At 71.9% G+C, this 21637-nt stretch carries 13 protein-coding genes; 5 read left to right on the top strand and 8 right to left on the bottom strand.

Features of this window, described 5'->3' with window-relative positions:
• Positions 1 to 8: 8 nt before the first annotated feature.
• Positions 9 to 1541, bottom strand: coding sequence for a CoA-acylating methylmalonate-semialdehyde dehydrogenase (locus tag A4R25_RS20815; protein WP_051611371.1), 1533 nt, complete (start codon positions 1539 to 1541; stop codon positions 9 to 11).
• Between the two features lie 106 nt (positions 1542 to 1647).
• Here A4R25_RS20815 and A4R25_RS20810 point away from each other — a divergent pair, with 106 nt between their 5' ends.
• Positions 1648 to 3291, top strand: coding sequence for a PucR family transcriptional regulator (locus A4R25_RS20810; RefSeq protein WP_064447799.1), 1644 nt, complete (start codon positions 1648 to 1650; stop codon positions 3289 to 3291).
• Between the two features lie 3 nt (positions 3292 to 3294).
• Here A4R25_RS20810 and A4R25_RS20805 read toward each other — a convergent pair whose 3' ends face one another.
• Positions 3295 to 3663, bottom strand: a complete 369-nt coding sequence (locus tag A4R25_RS20805; RefSeq protein ID WP_064447798.1) for a hypothetical protein — start codon at positions 3661 to 3663, stop codon at positions 3295 to 3297.
• Between the two features lie 319 nt (positions 3664 to 3982).
• Here A4R25_RS20805 and A4R25_RS20800 point away from each other — a divergent pair, with 319 nt between their 5' ends.
• The 3 genes from A4R25_RS20800 to A4R25_RS20790 all read left to right on the top strand — a co-directional run bounded on the left by A4R25_RS20800 (position 3983) and on the right by A4R25_RS20790 (position 8101).
• Positions 3983 to 5671, top strand: coding sequence for a methylmalonyl-CoA mutase (locus A4R25_RS20800; RefSeq protein WP_064447797.1), 1689 nt, complete (start codon positions 3983 to 3985; stop codon positions 5669 to 5671).
• Between the two features lie 179 nt (positions 5672 to 5850).
• Positions 5851 to 6768 (top strand): tetratricopeptide repeat protein, encoded by a 918-nt coding sequence (locus tag A4R25_RS20795; RefSeq protein WP_043328779.1) that lies wholly within the window; start codon positions 5851 to 5853, stop codon positions 6766 to 6768.
• A gap of 58 nt (positions 6769 to 6826) precedes the next feature.
• Complete coding sequence (locus A4R25_RS20790; protein WP_043328780.1) at positions 6827 to 8101, top strand: arginase family protein; 1275 nt, start codon at positions 6827 to 6829, stop codon at positions 8099 to 8101.
• A 12-nt stretch (positions 8102 to 8113) separates the two neighbouring features.
• Here A4R25_RS20790 and A4R25_RS20785 read toward each other — a convergent pair whose 3' ends face one another.
• The 4 genes from A4R25_RS20785 to A4R25_RS20770 form a co-directional block, all read right to left on the bottom strand.
• Positions 8114 to 8998: a hypothetical protein gene (locus A4R25_RS20785; protein WP_064447796.1), complete on the bottom strand. Its 885-nt coding sequence runs from the start codon at positions 8996 to 8998 to the stop codon at positions 8114 to 8116.
• Between the two features lie 2 nt (positions 8999 to 9000).
• Complete coding sequence (locus A4R25_RS20780) at positions 9001 to 10299, bottom strand: methyltransferase domain-containing protein (protein ID WP_043328781.1); 1299 nt, start codon at positions 10297 to 10299, stop codon at positions 9001 to 9003.
• Entirely contained in the window at positions 10296 to 11609 is a 1314-nt protein-coding gene (locus A4R25_RS20775; RefSeq protein ID WP_158629869.1) for a prenyltransferase/squalene oxidase repeat-containing protein, read from the bottom strand. Before A4R25_RS20775 ends, A4R25_RS20780 begins: the two co-directional genes overlap by 4 nt.
• 274 nt (positions 11610 to 11883) lie before the next feature.
• Positions 11884 to 13848 (bottom strand): penicillin-binding transpeptidase domain-containing protein, encoded by a 1965-nt coding sequence (locus tag A4R25_RS20770; protein ID WP_064447795.1) that lies wholly within the window; start codon positions 13846 to 13848, stop codon positions 11884 to 11886.
• 288 nt (positions 13849 to 14136) lie between these two features.
• On the opposite strand from A4R25_RS20770, the gene A4R25_RS20765 reads away from it, so the two are divergent.
• Entirely contained in the window at positions 14137 to 19203 is a 5067-nt protein-coding gene (locus tag A4R25_RS20765) for an NAD-glutamate dehydrogenase (RefSeq protein WP_064447794.1), read from the top strand.
• A 64-nt stretch (positions 19204 to 19267) separates the two neighbouring features.
• Here the strand turns inward: A4R25_RS20765 and A4R25_RS20760 are convergent, their stop codons facing one another.
• Together A4R25_RS20760 and A4R25_RS20755 are read right to left on the bottom strand one after the other, a co-directional pair.
• Positions 19268 to 20095: a class F sortase gene (locus A4R25_RS20760; protein WP_064447931.1), complete on the bottom strand. Its 828-nt coding sequence runs from the start codon at positions 20093 to 20095 to the stop codon at positions 19268 to 19270.
• Positions 20096 to 20174: 79 nt separating this feature from the next.
• Entirely contained in the window at positions 20175 to 21458 is a 1284-nt protein-coding gene (locus A4R25_RS20755) for a hypothetical protein (protein WP_064447793.1), read from the bottom strand.
• Positions 21459 to 21637: the final 179 nt, after the last annotated feature.

The raw sequence follows: 21637 nt of genomic DNA, 5'->3' as shown, positions 1-21637 counted from the left end.
CCCGCTGCTCAGACGTTCTCGGGGAAGCCGAGGTTGATTCCGCCGTGGCTGGGGTCGAGCCAGCGGGAGGTGACGACCTTGCCGCGGGTGAAGAAGTGCACGCCCTCGGCGCCGTGGGCGTGGGAGTCGCCGAAGAGGCTGTCCTTCCAGCCGCCGAACGAGTAGTAGGCCATCGGCACCGGGATCGGCACGTTGACGCCGACCATGCCGACCTCGACCTCGTTCTGGTACCGGCGGGCCGCGCCGCCGTCGTTGGTGAAGATGGCGGTCCCGTTGCCGTACGGGTTGGAGTTCACCAGCTTGAGCGCCTCGTCGTAGCTGCCGACCCGCACCACGGACAGCACCGGCCCGAAGATCTCGTCGGTGTAGACGCTCATCTCCGGCGAGACCCGGTCCAGCAGGCTCGGCCCGAGCCAGAACCCGGACTCGTCGCCGTCGACCTGCACCTTCCGCCCGTCCACCACCAGTTCGGCGCCGGCCTCGACGCCCGCGTCCAGGTACGACGCGACCCGGTCGCGGTGCTCCCGGGTGACCAGCGGCCCCATGTCGCAGGAGCGGCGGCCGTCACCGATCTTCAGGCCGGCGATGCGCTCGCGGATGCGCGCCACCAGGTCGTCGGCGACGGGCTCGACGACCACCAGGGCGGAGATCGCCATGCACCGCTCGCCGGCCGAGCCGAACCCGGCGTTGACCGCCGCGTCGGCGGCCAGGTCGAGGTCGGCGTCCGGCAGCACCACCATGTGGTTCTTCGCGCCGCCGAGGGCCTGTACGCGCTTGCCGTTGCGGGTGCCGGTCTCGTACACGTACCGGGCGATCGGGGTGGAGCCGACGAACGACACGGCCTTGACCTCGGGGTGCTCCAGCAGCCGGTCGACAGCGACCTTGTCGCCGTGCACCACGTTGAACACACCGGCGGGCAGGCCGGCCTGCTCCCAGAGCCGGGCGACGAGCAGCGACGCGGACGGGTCCTTCTCGCTGGGCTTGAGCACGACGGCGTTGCCGGCCGCGATGGCGATCGGCACGAACCACATCGGGACCATCACCGGGAAGTTGAACGGGGAGATGACGGCGCAGACGCCGACCGGCTGCCGGATGGAGTAGACGTCCACGTTCGTGGACACGCCCTCGGAGTAGCCGCCCTTGAGCAGGTGCGGGATGCCGCAGGCGAACTCGACGACCTCCAGGCCGCGGGTGACCTCGCCCAGTGCGTCCGAGACGACCTTGCCGTGCTCGGCCGTGATCAGCTCGGCCAGTTCCTGCTTGTGCTGGTTCACCAGCTCCCGGAACGCGAACAGCACCTGGGTGCGCTTGGTCAGCGACGAGTTCCGCCAGGAGGCGAACGCGGCGGCGGCGGAGGCGACCGCCTGGTCCACCTCGTCGGCGGAGGCCAGCGGCACCTCCGTCCGGACCGTGCCCAGCGCCGGATCGTAGACTGGGGCCGTACGCTCGGTGACGCCGGCGAACGCCTTGCCGTCGATCCAGTGGGTCACCCGCTCCAGCGGGACGGGAGCGGGCACGGTGCCGGGTGCTGTCTGGGTCATGCCCGGATCATCTGCGCTTCCCCAGGCCCGGGCAATGGGCACTGTGTCGTTCCAGCCCGGGAGAAGCACACATACTGTGCGCCGGAGCGAGGAGGGAGACGGTCTGATGCCGATGACGGTTCGCGACGTGCTCGAACTGCCGGCGTTGCAGCAGGCCGGGCCGCGTGTCATGGCCGGGCGGGACCGCCTGGACGCTCCGGTGCGCTGGGTGCACGTGGCCGAGATCCCGGAGATCGCCGACCTGCTCCGCGGCGGGGAGCTGGTGCTGACCACCGGTATCGGCCTGCCGCCGGACGACGACGGGCTGCGCCGGTGGATCGACGGCCTGGCGGCGGTCGGCGCGGCCGGGGTCGTGGTCGAGCTGGGCCGCCGGTTCGGCGGGACGCTGCCGGCCGCGCTCGTCGAGCAGGCCCGCAGCCGGAACCTGCCGCTCGTCGCGCTCCAGCGGGAGATGCGGTTCGTGGCGGTGACCGAGGTGGTCCACTCGGTGATCGTCGAGGAGCAGACCGCCGAGCTGCTCGCGAAGGACGAGATCCACCGGATCTTCACCGAGCTGTCGGTGGAGGGCGCGGAGCCCCGGCAGGTGCTCCGCGAGGTCACCCGTCTGTCCCGGCGTCCCGTGGTGCTGGAGAACCTCTCCCACCAGGTGCTGGCGTACGAGACCGGCCCGCTGTCGGCCGAGGAGCTGCTCGACCGCTGGGAGACCCGCTCACGCGCGGTCGAGGTCCCGTCCGGCACCGGCTACGAGCCGCGTTCGGGCTGGCTGGTGACCGGGGTGGAGGCGCGGGGCAACAGGTGGGGGCGGCTGGTGCTGCTGTGCGACCAGGAGCCGCCGGCCCGGACGAGCGTCCTGCTGGAGCGCGCCGCGTCCACCATCGCGCTGAACCAGCTCGTCGCGCGGGACGACTCGTCTGTCGAACGGCAGGCGCGCAGCAGCCTGCTGTGGAGCATCGTCAACCACTCCGCGCCGACCCGGGACGTGGCGCTGCGGGCGCGCGGACTCGGTGTGCCGCTGGAACAGCGGCGGCTGCTCGGGGTGGTGGTCCGCCGGCGCCGGCCGGGCCCGGGGCCCGGCGCCGAGATGAACGCGCGCCGCCGGGAACTGCTGGACGCGGTGGAGACGGCGGTGCGCGACTGCGGGCTGTCGGCGCTGGCCGGGGACGTCGACGGGCTCGATGGTGCGGAGGTCACCGTGCTCGTCGCCCTCACCGACGCCGAGTCCGACGAGGCCGCGTTGCTCGGCCTGTCCACCGCGCTCACCCGGGCGGGCCTGCGGGCCGGGTCGGACGTCGTGGTCGCCGCCGGATCAGTGGTCAGGTCGCTGGACCTGGCGCGGCGCTCGCTGATCGAGGCGGCCCAGGTGGCCGACGCCACGGCGCACACCGCCGAGCCCCGGCCCTTCTACCGGCTCCTCGACGTCCGCCTCCGGGGCCTGCTGTACCTGCTGCGCGACGACGTGCGTCTGCAGACGTTCGTCGAGCGCGAACTGGGCCCGCTGCTCTCCTACGACGAGCGGCACGGCACGAACCACGTGGCGCTGCTGGAGGCGTACCTGGTCGAGGGGCGCAACAAGCGGCGTGCGGCGGAGGAGATGTCGCTGTCCCGCTCCGCGCTGTACCAGCGGTTGCAGTTGATCGAGCGGGTGCTCGGCGTCGACCTGGATTCGAGCGAGCGGCGCCTGTCGCTGCACGTGGCGCTCACCGCCCGCGACGTCATGCGCGGCGGCGGCATCTCCGGTGCCGCGGGCTGACTGTCACCTGCCGCGACGGGCCCGGGGGCGCCGCACACCGTCGCGGGTGGGCGAGGTGTGCACGCTGACGCTGACGACCGGGATCGCCCTCGCGACGCTCTTGCGTACCGTCTCCAGCGACGCCGTGGCGGGGGAGCACTCCACGATCATCACCGCCGACCGGTCCGGGCACTGCACGTACTGGACGTGCGTCACCGCGACCCGGCGTGAGTGCAGGACGGACAGCACCTTGAGCAGGCCGGTGGTGGAGTGCCCGGGGCCGAGGTGCACCACCATCGTGCACGCGCCGGCGGGGGAGTCGTCGTGCGGCCGGACGGCCGGGCCGGGAAGCCGGCGATCGACGGTGTCGGGGGGAAACGGGAACGTGGTCACGGGAGCCTCACAGTGTCGAGCCGACAGGGTGGCTTGGCCGGCGACGCACGCGAAGGCGTACGCCGCCTAGGTAATCGGCCCGATCGCGATGTGCATGCCCACGGCGGGGAGTGTGGCACGTCTCCGGGCCGCCGGGGAGGCTCCGGCGGCAAGCCGTCCGGCACGTGAGACAGCGCTCTGACCTGCGGATCGACGATCGTGGTGGGGCTTCGCGCCGGGCGCCTGCGAGTTACCAGCCGGTACGCATGCACTTAAGGATCGTTCAGGATCTCGCTCTACACTCGGGCTTGGGACGACGACTTGAGAAGGAGCTCCGCGCATGGACGCTGACGAGATCGCCGCCGGTCGGGCCCGCTGGCAGGCCCGCTACGACGCCGCCCGCAAGCGCGACGCGGACTTCACCACGCTGTCCGGCATGAGTGTCGAACCGGTGTACGGCCCGCCGGAGGGCGCGGCGTACCCGGGCTTCGACCGGATCGGCTGGCCGGGCGAGTTCCCGTACACCAGGGGTCTGTACCCGACCGGCTACCGCGGGCGGACCTGGACCATCCGGCAGTTCGCCGGTTTCGGCAACGCCCGGCAGACCAACGAGCGGTACAAGATGATCCTCGGCGCCGGTGGCGGCGGGCTCTCCGTCGCCTTCGACATGCCGACGCTGATGGGACGCGACTCCGACGACCCGCAGTCGCTCGGCGAGGTCGGCCACTGCGGTGTCGCCGTCGACTCGGCCGCCGACATGGAGGTGCTGTTCGACGGCATCGACCTGGCCGGCGTGACCACCTCGATGACCATCTCCGGCCCGGCCGTGCCGGTCTTCTGCATGTACCTGGTCGCCGCCGAACGGCAGGGCGCCGATCTGTCCACACTGGACGGAACGCTCCAGACGGACATCTTCAAGGAGTACATCGCGCAGAAGGAGTGGCTGTTCGACCCCGAGCCGCACCTGCGCCTCATCGGCGACCTGATGGAGTACTGCGCCCGGGAGATCCCCCGGTACAAGCCGCTGTCCGTCTCCGGCTACCACATCCGCGAGGCCGGCTCGACCGCCGCGCAGGAGCTGGCGTACACGCTCGCCGACGGGTTCGGGTACGTCGAGCTGGGCCTGTCGCGCGGGCTCGACGTGAACACGTTCGCCCCCGGCCTGAGCTTCTTCTTCGACTCCCATGTGGACTTCTTCGAGGAGATCGCCAAGTTCCGCGCCGCCCGCCGGATCTGGGCCCGCTGGCTGCGCGACGTGTACGGCGCCACCAGCGAGAAGGCGCAGTGGCTGCGGTTCCACACGCAGACCGCCGGAGTGTCGCTCACCGCGCAGCAGCCGGTCAACAACGTGGTACGGACCGCCGTGGAGGCCCTGGCCGCGGTGCTCGGCGGCACCAACTCGCTGCACACCAACGCCCTCGACGAGACGCTCGCCCTGCCCACCGACGAGTCGGCCGAGATCGCCCTGCGTACCCAGCAGGTGCTGATGGAGGAGACCGGGGTGACCAATGTGGCCGACCCGCTCGGCGGCGCCTGGTACGTCGAGGCGCTCACCGACCGGATCGAGGCCGAGGCGGAGGAGATCTTCGCCCGGATCAAGCAGCTCGGCGGCGAGGGCCCGCACGCGATCGGCCCGATGACCTCCGGCATCCTGCGCGGCATCGAGGACGGCTGGTTCACCGGGCACATCGCCGAGTCGGCGTTCGCCTACCAGCAGGCGCTGGAGAAGGGCGACAAGAAGATCGTCGGCGTCAACTGCCACACCGGCACCGTCGCCAAGGACCTGGAGATCCTGCGCATCTCGCACGAGGTGGAGTTGGAGCAGCGCCGGGTGCTGGCCGAGCGCAAGTCGGCCCGCGACGACGCCGCCGTCACCGCCGCCGTGGCGCGGATGGTCGAGGTGGCCCGCAGCGGCGAGAACATGATCCCCGCCATGCTCGACGCGGTCCGCGCCGAGGCCACCCTCGGCGAGATCTGCGACGCCCTCCGCACCGAGTGGGGCGTCTACCGCGAGCCCGCCCGCTTCTGACCGCCGCTTTGTAAGGAAGGGCCCCTTGTTAACAGCTGCTGTTAACAAGGGGCCCTTCCTCTACCGCAGGCGTTAACAAGGGGCCCTTCCTTGCGGGCGGGCTGAGCTGGGGGAGAGTGGTGACTGTCGCCGTCGCGGCTGGTCGGAGATCCGTCGCGTACGTGCGAGACTAGACAACCATGAGCGACCCACGGATCACCTCGTCGATCTTCACCCGCGGCGCGGTCGACCTCAGCGCGCTGCGCACCCCCGCACCTGCCGACACCTCCACCGCCACACCGTCTCCGGGCGGCACGCCCGCCGGGCTGCCGGGCAGCCCCGCCGGCTCCGCCGCCGTGATCGACGTGACCGAGGCGAACATCCAGTCCGAGGTGCTCGAACGCTCGCTCACCACACCGGTAGTGGTCTTCTTCGGCGCCGCCGGTTACCCGGAGAGCGACCAGTTCGCCCCGGTGCTGGAGAAGCTGGCCGCCGAGGGCGGCGGAGCGTGGCTGCTGGCCCGGGTCGACGTGCAGCAGCAGCCGCGGCTCGCGCAGATGTTCCAGCTCCAGGCGCTGCCCACCACGTACGCCATCGTCGGTGGCCGCCCGATCGACGCCTTCCCCGGCCCGGTGCCCGAGTCGCAGTTGCGACAGTGGCTCCAGGCCGTGCTCAAGGCCGGTGGCGTCACCGTCGCCGAACCGGAGGACCCGCGCCTCGACGCCGCCGACGACGCGCTGATGAGCGGTGACCTCGACGCGGCCGAGGCGGCGTACCGGAAGATCCTCGCCGAGTCCCCGGCCGACGCGGCGGCGGAGGCGGGCCTGGCGCAGGTCGGGCTGGCCCGCCGGGTCGCCGGCGCCGACCCGCAGGGCGCGCTGGACGCCGCGGCCGCCGCCCCCGACGACGTGGACGCCCAACTGCTGGCCGCCGACATCGAGGTGCTCAGCGGCCTCGCCGACCAGGCGTACCAGCGGCTCGTCGGCCTGGTCCGGCGCACCGCCGGGGACGACCGGGACCGGGTACGCCAGCACCTGCTCGGCCTGTTCACCATCGCCGGCCCGGACGACCCCGCCGTGGCCTCCGCCCGACGCGCCCTGGCCAGCGCGCTGTTCTGAGTCAACCCGCGCGGGCCGGCGCACCGCCGGCCCGCCCGACCACCGAGGACGGGAGCCCATGATGCGCCGGATCGCCGTCCTCGACGCGCCGACGAACCTCGGGCTGCGCCCACCCACCGCCAGCTCCGTGCCCGGATGCGCCAAGGCACCGGGCGCGCTGCGCGACCACGGCCTGCTCGCCCGGCTGCGGGCCCGAGACGCCGGCTGCCTGACCCCGCCCCGGTACGACCCGGGGGACTGGCGACCCGGCGACGGCGTCTGCCACGCGCCGGAGATCTCCGCGTACTCGCTGGCGCTCGCCGACCGGATCGGCGCGATCATCGACCGGGGCGAGTTCCCGCTGGTGCTCGGCGGCGACTGCTCGGTGCTGCTCGGCTCCGGGCTGGCCATGCACCGCCTCGGTGAGGCGGTCGGCGGGCGGATCGGCCTGGTCTTCGTCGACGGCCACTCCGACTTCCGGCACCCCGGCAACGCCTCCTACGTCGGCGCGGCGGCCGGGGAGGACCTGGCGCTGGTCACCGGGCGGGGGCAGCCCGACCTGGCGGCCATCGAGGGGCGGCGGCCCTACTTCCGGGACATCGACGTGGTGGTGCTCGGCATCCGCGCGCAGGACGAGTACCGCCTCGACCTGCAGGCCGCCGGCATCACCACCCGGCCGGTGCCGGCGCTGCGCGCCGAGGGCGCGGCCCGGACCGCCCAGTGGGCGCACGAGCAGCTCGTCGACTGCGCCGGCTACTGGGTGCACATCGACGTCGACGTGCTCGACCCGGCGGTGATGCCCGCCGTGGACGCGCCCGACCCCGGTGGCATCGCCTTCGCCGAGCTGGAGATCCTGCTGGCCGGGCTGGTCGACACCCCCCATTGCCTCGGCGTCGAGCTGACCGTCTTCGACCCCGACTACGACCCGGACGGGGCGTACGCGGCCGAGATCGTGAACACGGTGGTGGCCGGGCTCGCCCCGGTCGTAGCGCCGGGCGCCGTTCCGCCCCGTCTGCTGCCGCCCGGCCCGCCGCCCCAGCGCGCACGGTACGCGGAGGCAACCCGGGCGGGCAGCTTCCTATCGCCGAACGGCGACGCCGCAGAGCGGGACGCGGATCCGGCGGCCGGGACCGCCGGGCTCGGCTCCGGCCTGGCGGCGGACGAGCCGGATCTCGCCTCAGCGCCGACGTCCGGAGGGCTCGCCTCGGCGTCGTTGGAGACGCCGGTGCCGGCCGTCGCCGTTGAGCCGATCGGGCCAGCCGCCGCGGTCTCCTCCGGGCTGCTGCGTCGGGTGCCCCAGACCGACGAGGACGCACCGAAGGACACCCCGCCGTCGTCCGCGGGCATCGACTGATCGCGCGGCAGTTCAGCCCGGCCGTCGGAACACGAACGCCGCCGCCTTCCGCTGCACGGCGGTCACCTCGGCGACGCTCAGATGGAGCAGCCTCGCCGCCGACGCCATCTCCTCCGGAAGCGTAGCCCCGCTCTCCAACGGGACGTCCGTGTTGAAGCAGACCGGCACACCCGCGTCGAGGAAGGTCCGCACCGGGTGGGCGTGGGCCGCGTCGACCGCGCCCAGGGCCAGATTCGATGAGATCGACACCTCGACGAGCACACCGTCGTTTCCCAACCGCTTGAGCAGCGACGGGCTGCGGGCGGCGGCGACCGCGTGGCCCAAACGCTGCGCGCCGAGTTCGTCCAGGGCACGCCATACGCCATCCAGGTGCCCGAACTCCCCGGCGTGCACCGTGACGCCGAGCCCCGACTCGCGGGCGGCGCGGAACAGGCCCCGGAACGGAGCCGTGTCGTCGTACCTGCTCTCGTCGCCGGCGAGGTCGATGCCCACGAAGGTGGCCGGAAGGTCGGCCAGCGCGCCCGTGCAGGCGCGAACGAACTCCTCGTCGCTGTCCCGGTTGATCAGGAGAATCCCCCGGACCGACGGGCGCTCCAGCGACTCCATTGTGGTGTGCGCGACGCGGAGGAACGCGGCCAGTGGCATGCCGTCCCACACGAACCGCCGCGGCGAGAGCCGGAGTTCGACGTGATCCACCCCTTCCCGGCGCTGCTCCTCGTGCATCTGCCGGATGAACGATCGCAAGTCGTCCGCCGACACCGGGAGCCGTCCGCGATTGCCGACGTCGTGCGCGGCGAAGAAGGCCGCCGGATCCCGGCGATGCTCGGCGGGAGTCAGGCCCACCTGTAGACGTTTGCGCTGCTGGGGTTCGAGGTGCAGATGGAGGTGGGGCAGCACGGTCAGTACCTCCTCGTAGCCAGCACCTTTACCCAGCTCTGCGCGGATCGGCCCGAGTTGCTCTCCTCCTCGGTCCAGGCCCGGGTCACCTCGAAGCCGGCCTCCTCTACCAGAGCGCGCAGCTCGGGCAGCTCGTACAGGAAAAAGTGCCGGACCTCGCCCGATTCGCCCAGCTGCTCGCTGACGAGCCCTCGGCCCTCCTTGACCGAGATCTGCATGATGCCCCCGGGTCTCAGCACCCGGTGCAGCTCGTCGAGCGACCGTCGTACGTCCGCACCGCCGAGATGCAGCAGGACCGCCGAACACCAGATCGCGCCGACGGAGCAGTCGGCCAGTGGGATGTCCCTGATGTCGGCCACCAGCCGTGAGAACGGGGCGCTCCACTTGACCTGGGTGAGCAGGGAGGCAGAGGCGTCCATGGCGACGACGGGACGGCCCCTGGCCGCCATGTAGTGTGCGTCCCGACCCGCGCCCGCCCCGGCGTCCAGTACCGGACCGGTGGTCGCATCGAGCAGGTGGTCGATCTGGTGGGGAAGCGCGGAGTCGTCCGCGAACTGTTCGGTGTCCGCCGCGTAGCGCGCGGCGTTGTTCTCGTAGGTGGCCAGCGTCTCGTCCAGGACCTCGGCACCAATCGTCTCGTTCATCCGCGCCTCGTCCCGTCGGAGTTCCCTAATGGTGATGTGGCAGTTCTCAATATAGGGAAAAGCGGCCCAGTCCCAGGTGTCCGGCAGGCCCACGATTTCGGCCCAGACACGTCGCGCGTACTGCGAAACCGCAGGAGGTTCGAGGGTCAGATAGTGGAAGGACGGTGCCCACGAGCAGTAGTAGTAGTTCCTGCGGGCGTCGGCCGCCTTGATCAATGGGCCGAGGCCGTCGACGGGGTGGGCGCCGGGTGGAACCAGCGCGCGGGCATCCGCCTCCGGCGGGAGCGGAAACAAATGGATGTGACAGTGGGTGATGCAGCCGCCGCCGCGGTGACCGGCCTCCTTGCCCGACGAGCCGTGTTCGACCAGAGTCACCCGGCAGGCGAAGACGCGCTCGATCTGGGCGGCGACGGCGCGGGCCAGGACGTGCAGCCGGGACCGTTCCCCGGCGGGGAGGTCGCCGCTGCTCGGCGCGTGACGGTGCGGTACGACCAGGGCGTAGCCCGGAGTCAGGGAGCCGAGTCCGGCCATGACGTCGAGGCCCGACCACCGCATGACGAGCCGGGGCGGCGAGGGATCGTCGAGGCCGGACGCGCCAACGGTGTTGCGCCTGACCTCCCGGCACATCTCGCAGCTGTCGGCCGGTCCGCCCGTCACTGCCCTTGCCCTCCGCGCCGCCGGCGTGCCCCCCAGATCAGTTGGAAGATCAGCAGCAGCGCGGGGAGGATGAGACCGACCAGAAACTCGGTGCGATCGACGGCTCTGGTCAGGTAGAGGACCACCGCGCCGATCGAATAGACGACCCCGATCGACCACAGTGCGAGCGTCACCTTGCGTCGGCGTACCCAGTTCAGCAGGAAGTTGCGCATCAACAGGGCGCTGGTCAGCCTCCTCGCGCTCACCTGTGTCTGTACCAGGGCGCAACCCGGGTAGAGGAGCTGAGCCTCGCCGGTCCGTCCGGGGAACACCGCCTCCCGCATCTTCGACAGGGCCGAGACGAAGGGCCAGATCGCCCAGATGGACTCCCGTAACGGGCTGCGTGGCAGTTCCCAGGCGCCGGTCGGACCCTGATCCCGCATGATCGCGGAAGCCGCCGTGAACAGTTTGGGTTGCAGCGGGTCGACGCCGGCCGCCAGGAGAGCGGTGACGGCGATCGGGCCGGCGAAGTGCGGCAGGACATTCTGGAACACCGTCTGGCGGTCCCCGTCCGGGTACGGGACGTCGAACTCCTCCACCGTCGACGACCGCTCGACGTGCTCGCCCGCCTCCAGCCGTTCGAGGATCCAGTCGGTCGTCTTGCTGATCGTGTTGACGCTCAGCGCGCCCTCGAGTTGGGAGAGGGCGAGCAGTGCGAAGCTGGTGTGCAGGAGGGTGGGCGGAGCGCCGGGCAACGGGCCCCAGGCCGGCGCGTCGGGGCTCTGCGCCCCGATCAGCCACTTCTTGGCGTTGTCGATGACGTGCGGCGGGCCGCCGCACTCCTGGAGCGCCAGCATGCACAGCGCGGTGTGGAAGACTCGTGAGGGTTGACCGGCGTATGAGGCCCAACCGAAGTCGGTGTTCTGGTTCTCTTCCAGGAAGCGCACGCCACCCCGCAATGCGTCGGACGCGGCGAGCCGACCCGTGCCGGGAGGGCTCAGCGCGCGTACCACCCACGCGGTGGCCTCGATGATCGGGAAGCCGTTGGTGGTTCTCACGGCCCAGCCACCCGCTCCGCCGTCCGGATCGACGATCTGCTGGTCGACCAGGTATTTGATGATCTCGTCAGCCCGTTCGAACTCCTGACCCGCGATGCGGAAGGTGAACAGCCCGACGGCGGAGGCGGTGATTCCCGGATTGGGATCGTCCAGGAAGTGATACCAACCAGCCGTGCCCTCGGGCGACCGGAAGTTGACCCGAAGGCAGGACAAGGCGCGGTCGATGGATTCGGACAGGGATTTTCCCGAGAGCGCTGCTACTGGGTGTGCCAATTCATCTCCACAGCGATGATGGGCGGATCGCCGCCTGTGGGCGCGTGTCGGCACCGTACAGCGCTGTCTTGATGTTCACCACCCGTCATGACGGGAGTCGATGGCCGTCGGTTGCGGTAATGACCCGATCGACGACTGTCCGAGAAAAAGCGCAAGGGATTTGCGAGGGTGTGTCGGAGTTTCGTCGCCGCGTCGGCCGCCGCTTCCCCACCGCAAGTGAATGCCGGACATCCGACAGTGCTGCGCCCGGTGCGCGTACGGCGGGGCAGGCGGGCTAGCGGGCGAGGCCGCGCAGGAACTTCTCGGCGATCGGCGCCGCCACCTTCGAGCCCGCCCCGCCCTGCTCGACGAAGACGGCGAAGGCCACGTCACCCTGCCACCCGACGAACCAGGCGTGCGTGTTCGCCGGGTTGTTGTCGTACTCCGCGGTGCCGGTCTTGCCGTGCACCGGCTCGCCGGGCACATCCGCCAGCGCGCTGCCACTGCCCGCTGTGACCACCCCGCGCATCAGCGACTTCAGCGCCGTCACCGACTCCGGCTTGAGCGCCTCGCCGGCCGGCGCGGGCTTGGCCGGCGCCGGGTCGAGCAGCAGCTTGGGCTGCTCGAACTTGCCCCGGGCCACGGCCGCGGTGGCGCTCGCCATGGCCAGCGGGCTCACCAGCGTGGTGCCCTGGCCGATCGCGGCGGCGGCCTGCTCGGTGGCCGGGCCGTTGGCGGAGACCTTGCCGGTGAACGCGTCCGCGCCGAGATCCCACGCGGCCTCCAGGCCGAGCGTACGGCCGGCCTGCGCCAGCCCGTCCGGGCCGAGCTTCGGCGCCAGCGCCACGAACGCGGTGTTGCAGGACTTGGCGAAGTCGGTGGCGAACGGCACCGCGCCCAGCTCGAAATTGTCCGAGTTCTTGAAGCTGCGGCCCTCGACCGTCGCCGTCTTCGGGCAGTTCACAGTGGTCTGCGGGGTCACCGCGCCCCGGTCGAGCAGGCCGAGCGCGCTGACCATCTTGAACGTCGAGCCGGGCGGCACCTGGGCGGTGAACGCGAGGTTCTCGCCGGCCGCCCCGGGACCGTTCGCGGCGGCCAGCACCGCGCCGTCGCTGATCCGCAGCGCCACCAGCGCGGAGCGGCGGGTCTGCCCGCGCAACGCGGCGTCGGCAGCGTTCTGGGTCGCCACGTCGATGGTGGTCTTCACCGGCTGACCGGGCTTCGGGTCGGCGCGGTACAGCTCCGTGCCGGTCGGCTCGACCTTGCCGTCCGGGGTGGTCCGCTCGGTGATCACGGTGACGCCGGTGACGCCACGCAGCCGCTCGTCGTACCGGCCCTGGAGGCCGCCGTGGCCGACCAGGTCGCCGCGCGCGTACCGCTCGGGGTGGGCCTGCAGGTCGTCGGCGGTGGCCTGGTCGACCGAGCCGAGCAGCGCCCGGGCGAACTCGCGCGTCGGGGCCAGCATGAGCTGGTCGGTCGCGAACCGGGTGCCGGGCAGCTCGTAGATGCGTGGCTTGATCTGCCGGTATGCGTCCTCACGCAGCGTCACCACCTCGACGAGCCCGTCCGGCTTCGCCTCCTTGAGCCGCTTGGGCAGGTCGCCCAGGTCGACCGGCGGGCTGAGCGCGGGCCGGATCGCCTTGAACGCGGCGTCCAGCTTCTTGACCAGGCCGGGCACGTCGGTGACCTCGCCGGGAACGACCTGCACCCGGACCACCGGGCGCGGCGCGACGATCGGCTGGCCGGCGGCGTCCAGCACGCCGGCGCGCTGCGCCGGCTCCCGCCGCAGCGCGATCCGGTCGCCGCTCTCCAGCTTCTCGTGCACCACAGCCGGTTCCCAGATCACCTGCCACTGGTCGTCGCCGCCGCGCTTGAGGCGTACCGGGTTCTCGTAGGCCCAACGGGCGCCGCCGGGCAGCGCCCAGCTCACCTTGACCCGGGCGGTGGCGACGTCGCCCTTGGTGGTGATCTCGCCGGTGCGCGTCAACTCCGGCGGGTTGGCGGCCAGCTCACCGGCGAGCGCCTGGAGCTGCTTGGTCACCTCGCCGGCCGCCACCCGCCCGCCGGCCGGCTGGATGAAGCCGACCGCCTGCAGGTCGCCGGAGCGCCAGCCGCCGAGGAACGCCTCGACGGCCGCCTCCGGGCCGTCGTCGCCGGAGCAGCCGGTCAGCGCGCCCGCTGTGACCAGGGCGGCGGCCAGCCCCGCGAGGAGGCGACGACGGGTGTGACGGCTGGGGCGGACGGGGTACGACACGGGCATGAAGCGGTCCCTCCGGTGCTCAACTGCCCTGCACGCTAGTACGGCCCGGCGCTCGCCACCGCCCCGCCACGGCCTCCGGCAGCGCGGAAAGCCCCGTGTGGCAGTGTGATGAACATCGCCAGTCGGGGTACTCCGCGGGCGGCCGACCACGAACCCGCAACGGGTGAAAGGACAGAGTCCCGATCCGGACGTCCGGCCGGTGGTCCGCCGCGGGAGGTACCACGCGGTAGGGCCTAGGCTGGGCGGCAGAGTGACCCACAGTGCGGTGGGTCGAGGGGAGTGGCACCGATGGACCGGCGTCCGGCGATCAAACCGGGACCCGACCTCCGGCAGGCTGACACCGGCCGGGACGACGACAGCTTCGATTCGGCGACCGACGGGGACGGTTTCAGCCGTCTCGACACAGGAGTGACCGGGATGACCGGTTCCAGCATCGACACCCTCTACGACCTGGGCCTGCCCACGCAGGCACTGGCCGACGAGTCGGAGGACGCCGAGCTGGACGAGCCCGTTCCCAACGCGGAGCGGCTGGTCGCCCAGGCGGTCGCGCTGGCCGGCGACGACCACGACGCGGCCACACTCGTGGACCGCTTCTGGCGGTTCGCGCCGGACGAGGAGCTGATCGGCTTCACCGCCGAGGAGATGCTGGAGGCGGCCCGGGCCCACCGGGACCTGGCCCAGCAGCGGGTTCCGGGCGAGCTGAAGCTGCGCATCCACGAGCCGGACGCCGAGCAGCACCACACGGTCGTCGAGATCGTCACCGACGACATGCCGTTCCTGGTCGACTCGGTGACCGCCCTGCTCAACTCCCGTCACCTCGACGTGCACCTGCTGGTGCACCCGCTGGTCGTGGTGCGGCGCGAGCCGCTGGGCCGGCTCACCGAGGTCTCGGCGGACGTGGAGCCGGACGACGCCATCGCCGGTGACCTGGTCGAGAGCTGGATGCGGATCGAGATCGACCCGGTCCGCGACCCGGCCGAGCGGGAGGCGCTGCGCCGCGAGTTGCAGCGGGTGCTCACCGACGTGCGCGAGGCGGTCGAGGACTGGCCGAAGATGCGGCAGCGGGCCCTCGCGCTCGCCGACGAGCTGGCCGCCGCCCGGACGTCGGACAACCGCCCGCCGGTGCCGGAAAAGGACATCACCGACTCGGTGGAGCTGCTGCGCTGGCTGGCGCACGACCACTTCACGTTCCTCGGCTACCGCGAGTACCGCCTGGTCGACGCCGACGGCGCGCGCGGCGGCGGGCAGGCCCTGGAGGCGGTGCTCGGCACCGGCCTGGGCATCCTGCGCTCCGACTCGCCGGAGGCCCGGTCGCTGAACTCGATGACGCCCGAGGCGCACGAGAAGGTGCTGGAGAAGCGCCTGCTCATCATCACCAAGGCCAACTCGCGTGCCACCGTGCACCGCTCGGCGTACCTCGACTACATCGGCTTCAAGATCTTCAACGAGGCCGGCGAGGTGGTCGGGGAGCGGCGCTTCCTGGGCCTGTTCTCCACCGCCGCGTACCGGACCAGCGTGCAGGAGCTGCCGGTGGTCCGGCGCAAGGTCGCCGAGGTGCTCGACCGCTCGGGCCTGAGCCTGCGCAGCCACTCCGGCAAGGACCTGTTGCAGATCCTGGAGACGTACCCGCGCGACGAGCTGTTCCAGATCAAGACCGACGACCTCTACCACGCGGTGATCGGCGTGCTGCGGATGGCGGGCCGCCGGCAGCTGCGGGTGTTCCTGCGCCGCGACGCGTACGGGCGGTTCATCTCCTGCCTGATCTACCTGCCGCGGGACCGGTTCACCACGCAGAACCGGCTGCGCATGCAGGACATCCTGCTGCGCGAGCTGAACGGCGTCGGCGTCGACTACACCACCCGGGTGACCGAGTCGATGCTGGCCCGCGTGCACTTCATCGTGCGGACCGACCCGAACAACCCGCCCGGTGACATCGACGCCGACCTGCTCGCCGAGGAGCTGGCCGACGCGACCCGCCTCTGGGACGACGACTACCGGCTGGTGCTGGAGCGCAAGCTCGGCGACGAGCAGGCCAAGCACCTGTTCGCCCGGTACGCCGACGCGTTCCCGGAGGGCTACAAGGACGGGCACACGCCGTACGAGGCGATGAAGGACCTGGCGAAGCTGGAGTTGCTGGAGGAGCCCGGCCAGCTGGAGATGCACCTGTTCCGCAAGCAGGCGCCGCCGCGTCCGTACGCCGCCCGCGCCGCCGACGCCGACGAGGCGATGGACGTGCGGTTCAAGGTCTACCGGTACGGCGAGCCGATGATGCTCTCCGCCGTGCTGCCGGTGCTGCACTCGCTCGGTGTGAAGGTGGTCGACGAGCACCCGTACGAGGTGGAGCGCGTCGACGGCCGGATCTGGCTCTACGACTTCGGTCTGGAGCTGCCCGAGCGGCACCAGGACCTGGCCGAGGTACGTCCGCACGTGGAGAACGCCTTCGCCGCCGCCTGGCGGGGCGAGGCCGAGGTGGACGGCTTCAACGAGCTGGTGCTCCGGGCCGGGCTCACCTGGCGGCAGGTCGTCGTGCTGCGCGCGTACGCGAAGTACCTGCGCCAGGCCGGCACCGTGTTCTCCCAGGAGTACATGGAGCAGACGTTCATCGCGTACCCGCAGATCGCCGAACTGCTGGTGAAGCTGTTCGAGACCCGGTTCGCCCCGGGCGCCACCACGCTCGACGAGCGGCGGCAGCGCAGCGGTGAGCTGGTCGACGCGATCGGCGAGGCGCTGGACGAGGTGGCCAGCCTCGACCAGGACCGCATCCTGCGGGCCTACCTGACGCTGATCCAGGCCACGCTGCGCACCAGCTTCTACCAGAAGCCGGTGGGCGGGCGGCCCAAGCCGTACGTGGCGTTCAAGCTGGACCCGCAGGCCATCCCGGACCTGCCCGCGCCGCGGCCCAAGTTCGAGATCTTCGTCTACTCGCCCCGGTTCGAGGGCGTGCACCTGCGCTACGGGCCGGTGGCCCGCGGCGGCCTGCGCTGGTCCGACCGGCGCGAGGACTTCCGGACCGAGGTGCTCGGCCTGGTCAAGGCGCAGATGGTGAAGAACGCGGTGATCGTGCCGGTCGGCGCCAAGGGCGGCTTCGTGCTCAAGCAGAAGCCGGGCGACCGGGACGAGGCGGTGATCTGCTACAAGGAGTTCATCTCCGCGCTGCTGGACGTCACCGACAACATCGTCAGCGGCGAGATCGTGCCGCCCGAGGACGTGGTCCGGCACGACGGCGACGATCCGTACATGGTGGTGGCCGCCGACAAGGGCACCGCGACGTTCTCCGACATCGCCAACGAGATCTCCGAGGCGCACAGCTTCTGGCTGGGCGACGCGTTCGCCTCCGGCGGCTCGGCCGGCTACGACCACAAGAAGATGGGCATCACCGCCCGGGGCGCCTGGGAGTCGGTCAAGCGGCACTTCCGGGAGCTGGGGCACGACACCCAGACGCAGGACTTCACTGTGGTCGGCGTCGGTGACATGTCCGGCGACGTGTTCGGCAACGGGATGCTGCTGTCGAAGCACATCCGGCTGGTGGCCGCGTTCGACCACCGGCACATCTTCCTGGACCCGGATCCGGACTCGGCCCGGTCGTGGGAGGAGCGTAAGCGGCTGTTCGACATGCCGCGCTCGTCGTGGGAGGACTACGACCGCGAGCTGATCTCCGAAGGCGGCGGCGTCCACTCGCGTACGGCGAAGTCGGTGCCGATCTCGCCGCAGGTCCGCGCGGTGCTCGGCCTCGACGAGGACGTCACGCAGCTCAGCCCGCAGGAGCTGATGAAGGCGATCCTCACCGCGCCGGTGGACCTGTTCTGGAACGGCGGCATCGGCACCTACGTCAAGGCGTCCAGCCAGACCAACGCCGAGGTCGGGGACAAGTCCAACGACGCCATCCGGGTGGACGGCAAGAGCCTGCGCTGCCGGGTGGTCGGCGAGGGCGGCAACCTGGGCTTCACCCAGCAGGGCCGGATCGAGTACGCGTCGACCGGCGGCCGCATCTACACCGACTTCATCGACAACGCGGCCGGTGTGGACTGCTCCGACCACGAGGTCAACATCAAGATCCTGCTCAACACGGCGGTGGCCGACGGGGAGCTGGACCGGCCGGAGCGTGACGAGCTGCTGGCCCGGATGACCGACGAGGTCGCCGAGCTGGTGCTGCGGGACAACTACGACCAGGCGCGGGCGCTGAACAACGCCCAGGCCCAGGCCGCCTCGCTGCTCCCGGTGCACCGGCGGATGATCAACGACCTGGAGCGGTCCGGCGCGCTGGACCGGGCCCTGGAGGCGCTGCCGTCGGACGAGGAGCTGGCGGTCCGCACCGAGAGCGGGCTGACCGCGCCGGAGTTCGCGGTGCTGCTCGCGTACGTCAAGATCGTGCTGGAGCGCGAGATCGTCGGCGAAGGCCTGGCGGACGAGGAGTGGACGACCGACATCCTGGTCAACTACTTCCCGACGCCGTTGCGGCAGCGCTTCGCCGACCGGATGGGCCGGCACCGGCTGCGCCGGGACATCGTCACCACTGTCCTGGTCAACGAGGCGATCAACCGGGGCGGCATCTCGTTCGTCTTCCGGGTGGTCGAGGAGACGGCCGCCTCCGCGGCGGACGTGCTCCGGGCGTACGTGGTGGTCCGCGAGGTGTTCGGCCTGCGTGACCTCTGGGACGCGGTCGAGGCGCTGGACAACAAGGTCTCGCCCGAGTTGCAGACCGCCGTCTACCTGGACACCCGGCGGCTGCTCGACCGCGCGGTGCGCTGGCTGGTCACCAACCGCCGGTCGCCGATCGACGTGCCGGCGGAGATCGACCGGCTGCGCGACGGTGTGGCCCAGCTCCTGCCGGACCTGGAGCACCGGTTCTGGGGCACCGAGCGGGAGGCCATCGCGGCGCACATCGAGTCGCTGGTCGAGCGCGGGCTGCCGCGTGACCTGGCCGAGCAGGCGACCCGCCTGATGTACAGCTTCGGCCTGCTCGACATCGTCGAGACGGCGCAGGCGACCCGGCGGGACGTGGGCGAGGTGGCCTCGGTCTACTTCGTGCTCTCCGACCGGTTCCGGGTGGACGCGCTGCTGTCGAAGATCTCCCTGCTGCCGCGCGAGGACCGGTGGCAGACGCTGGCCCGGATGGCGCTGCGCTACGACCTGTACGCCGCGCTGGCCGCGCTCACCGCCGAGGTGCTCGGCTCCACCCCGGACGACGTGCCGCCGGTGGAGCGGGTGCAGGAGTGGGAGCAGGCGAACGCCACCTCGATCCACCGGGCGCACCGGGCGATGGGGGAGTTCGACGAGTCCCGCGCCGACCTGTCCGCGCTGTCGGTGCTGCTGCGCCAGATCCGTACCCTGGTCCGGACCTCGGCGGCGGCCTGACCGCAGACGCGCGCGTGGCCCGGTGGTCGGGGAACCGACCACCGGGCCACCGCCGTTTCCGCCCTCAGCTCGTCATCGGGGCGTAGACGACGATGTTGTTGAGGTAGCTTCCGGCCGTCTTGTCGAACACCCCACCGCAGGTCACCACGCGCAGGGCGGGCACGGCCGACGGACCGTAGACCTGCGCGGCGGGAAAGGCGGTCTTCGGGTACGATCCGACCTCGCGCACCGTGAACGTGGCGGACCTGCCGTCCTGCCGGGTGACCACTATCGTGTCGCCGGCCACCAGCGCGCCGAGGTTGAAGAACACCGCCGGGCCGAGCTGGGCGGAGTCGACGTGGCCCACGATCACCGCGTTGCCGGCCTCGCCCGGGCTGGCGCCGGGGGAGTACCACCCGGCCTTCATGGCCTGGTCCAGCGGGGGCACCTGGACCGTGCCGTCCGGGTTCGTGCCGAGCGACATGATCTCGGCCCGCACCCCGATACGGGGGATCGAGATGGTCGTCGGCGCGGACCGGGGCAGTGGAGCCGGGGCGGCGCCGTTCGGGCTCGTCGCGCCCGCTGGGCCCGTTGCTGCCGGAGCGCCCGGGACCGCTGCGGCCCCCGGGGCGGCTGCGGTGCCCGGGGCGGCTGCGGTGCCCGGGGCGGCGCCGGGTGGGCCGGTCGTCGGGCCGGGCGTCGCGGGGCCGACGGCGCCCCCGGCGGCGTCCGCCGTCGGCAGGCCGGAGGCGTCCGGCGTCAGCTGACCCTCGGCGTCCGGCCCCGGTTGGCCCTCGGCGTCCGGGTCTGCTTGGGGGCCGGTGGTGACCGGGGCCGCCTGCCCGAGCGGCTGCGGCGGGGACGGTGGCGGGACGGTCCGGACGGACGCGCCGATCAGACCGGCCCCGGCCATGGCGAGCAGGACGACGACGGCCGTGCCGGCGGCACGCCACGGACTTCCGTGACGGCCGCCGGCCCGGGTCGTCGTCCGGTCAGACCAGGTCACCGGCCCGCCGCCGGCGCAGCAGCACCAGGCCGCCCAGTGCCGCGGCGCCGATCATGCCCGCGCCACCGGTGGCGAGGGTACGGTCCACGCCGGTGGTCGTCATGCCGCCGTCGCCGCCGTCGACCCCACCGCGCGGCAGGACCACCAGCTCGCCCTCACCGCAGGAGCCCCGCAACTCGTACCGGCCCGGCCGGGCGTCGTGCGAGACGGTGGCCTCGCCGTAGTAGACGAAGTCCTTCCCGTGCTCCCAGCCGTCCTTACCGTCCTTGCCGTAGTCGCGCTCGGCGTCCTTGCCGTAGTCGCCCTTGTCGTCCTGCCAGGCGCCTCCGCTCGCCTGCCAGTCGTCCTTGCCGCCCGGCCAGTCGCTCTTGTCGCCCGGCCAGTCGTTCTCACCTTCCTGCCAGTCGTTCTTGCCGCCCGGCCAGGAGCCGTGCTCGTCCTTGCCGTCCTTGCCCTTGTCGTCCGGCCGGCCGCCACGGTCGTCCTTGCCGTGCTCGTCCTTGGCGTCCTTGCCGTGCTGTTCCTTGCCGTCGGGGCCGTGCGCGTCCTTGGTCCAGTCCGGCCCGCCCGGCTTCTCCTTCTCCCAGCCCGGCTCGGCGTCCTGGCCGTACTCGTCGTGCCCCTGCCAGTCGCCGGGGTCGACGGCCGCGCCGGCCCCCGCGCCGCCCGGCTGCGGCTGCCCTTCCGGCTGGCCGGCCGGCGGCTGGGGCTGGTCCGCCGGGGGCTGCGGCATGCCGTTGCCGCCGGGCCCGTTGCCACCCGGCCCGTTGCCACCCGGGCCGTTGCCACCCGGGCCATTGCCGCCCGGCCCGTTGCCGTCAGGCCCATTTCCGCCCGGCCCGTGTCCGTCCCCGCCCGGCTCGCCGCGGCCGTCCGGGCCCTTGCCGTGGTCGTCCTTGCCGTCCGGGCCCTTGCCGTGCTCGTCCTTGCCGTCCGGGCCCTTGTCGTCCCAGCCCCAGTCCTGGTCGCCGCCCCAGTCACCGCCCCGGTCGGCCCAGTCGCCGTGCTCGCCGTCGCGGGCCGGGCGCAGGTCGACCTTGCCGGTCACCTTCGACCAGACGGTGGCGTGCTGCTGCGGCTCGGAGCAGATCGCGAGCAGTTCGACGGTGTCCCCCGCCTTCACCACGTGCGGCTTGGCGATGACCTTGCCCTCGTCGTGCCCTCCCGCGTAGGCCATTCCCGGGGTGAACACGAGAAGGCCGGCGCCGCCGAGGGCAGCGCCCGCGACCACCTTCCCGAGCATCTTCTTAGCCATGACCAGCGTCTCCATCCCTGTTCGTCCTGAGCCCGACGTCAGTCGAGCTAAGGCCGACGCTAGACCTTTTCGCGACTTATTCGGGGAAAGATTCGCTTTTAGGAGTTTGTCGAGATCGGGCGTGTCCGCGCTGTCCCCGCCTCCGCGCGCCGATCGGCCCGACTTCGGCGACCCCGCGACCCGGATCCCGCTCG

Source organism: Micromonospora sp. NBRC 110037, from assembly GCF_001652995.1.
GTDB lineage: Bacteria > Actinomycetota > Actinomycetes > Mycobacteriales > Micromonosporaceae > Micromonospora > Micromonospora chalcea.
Note: the sequence above shows the minus strand (reverse complement) of the source record. Positions and strands in the feature narration are given on the sequence as shown.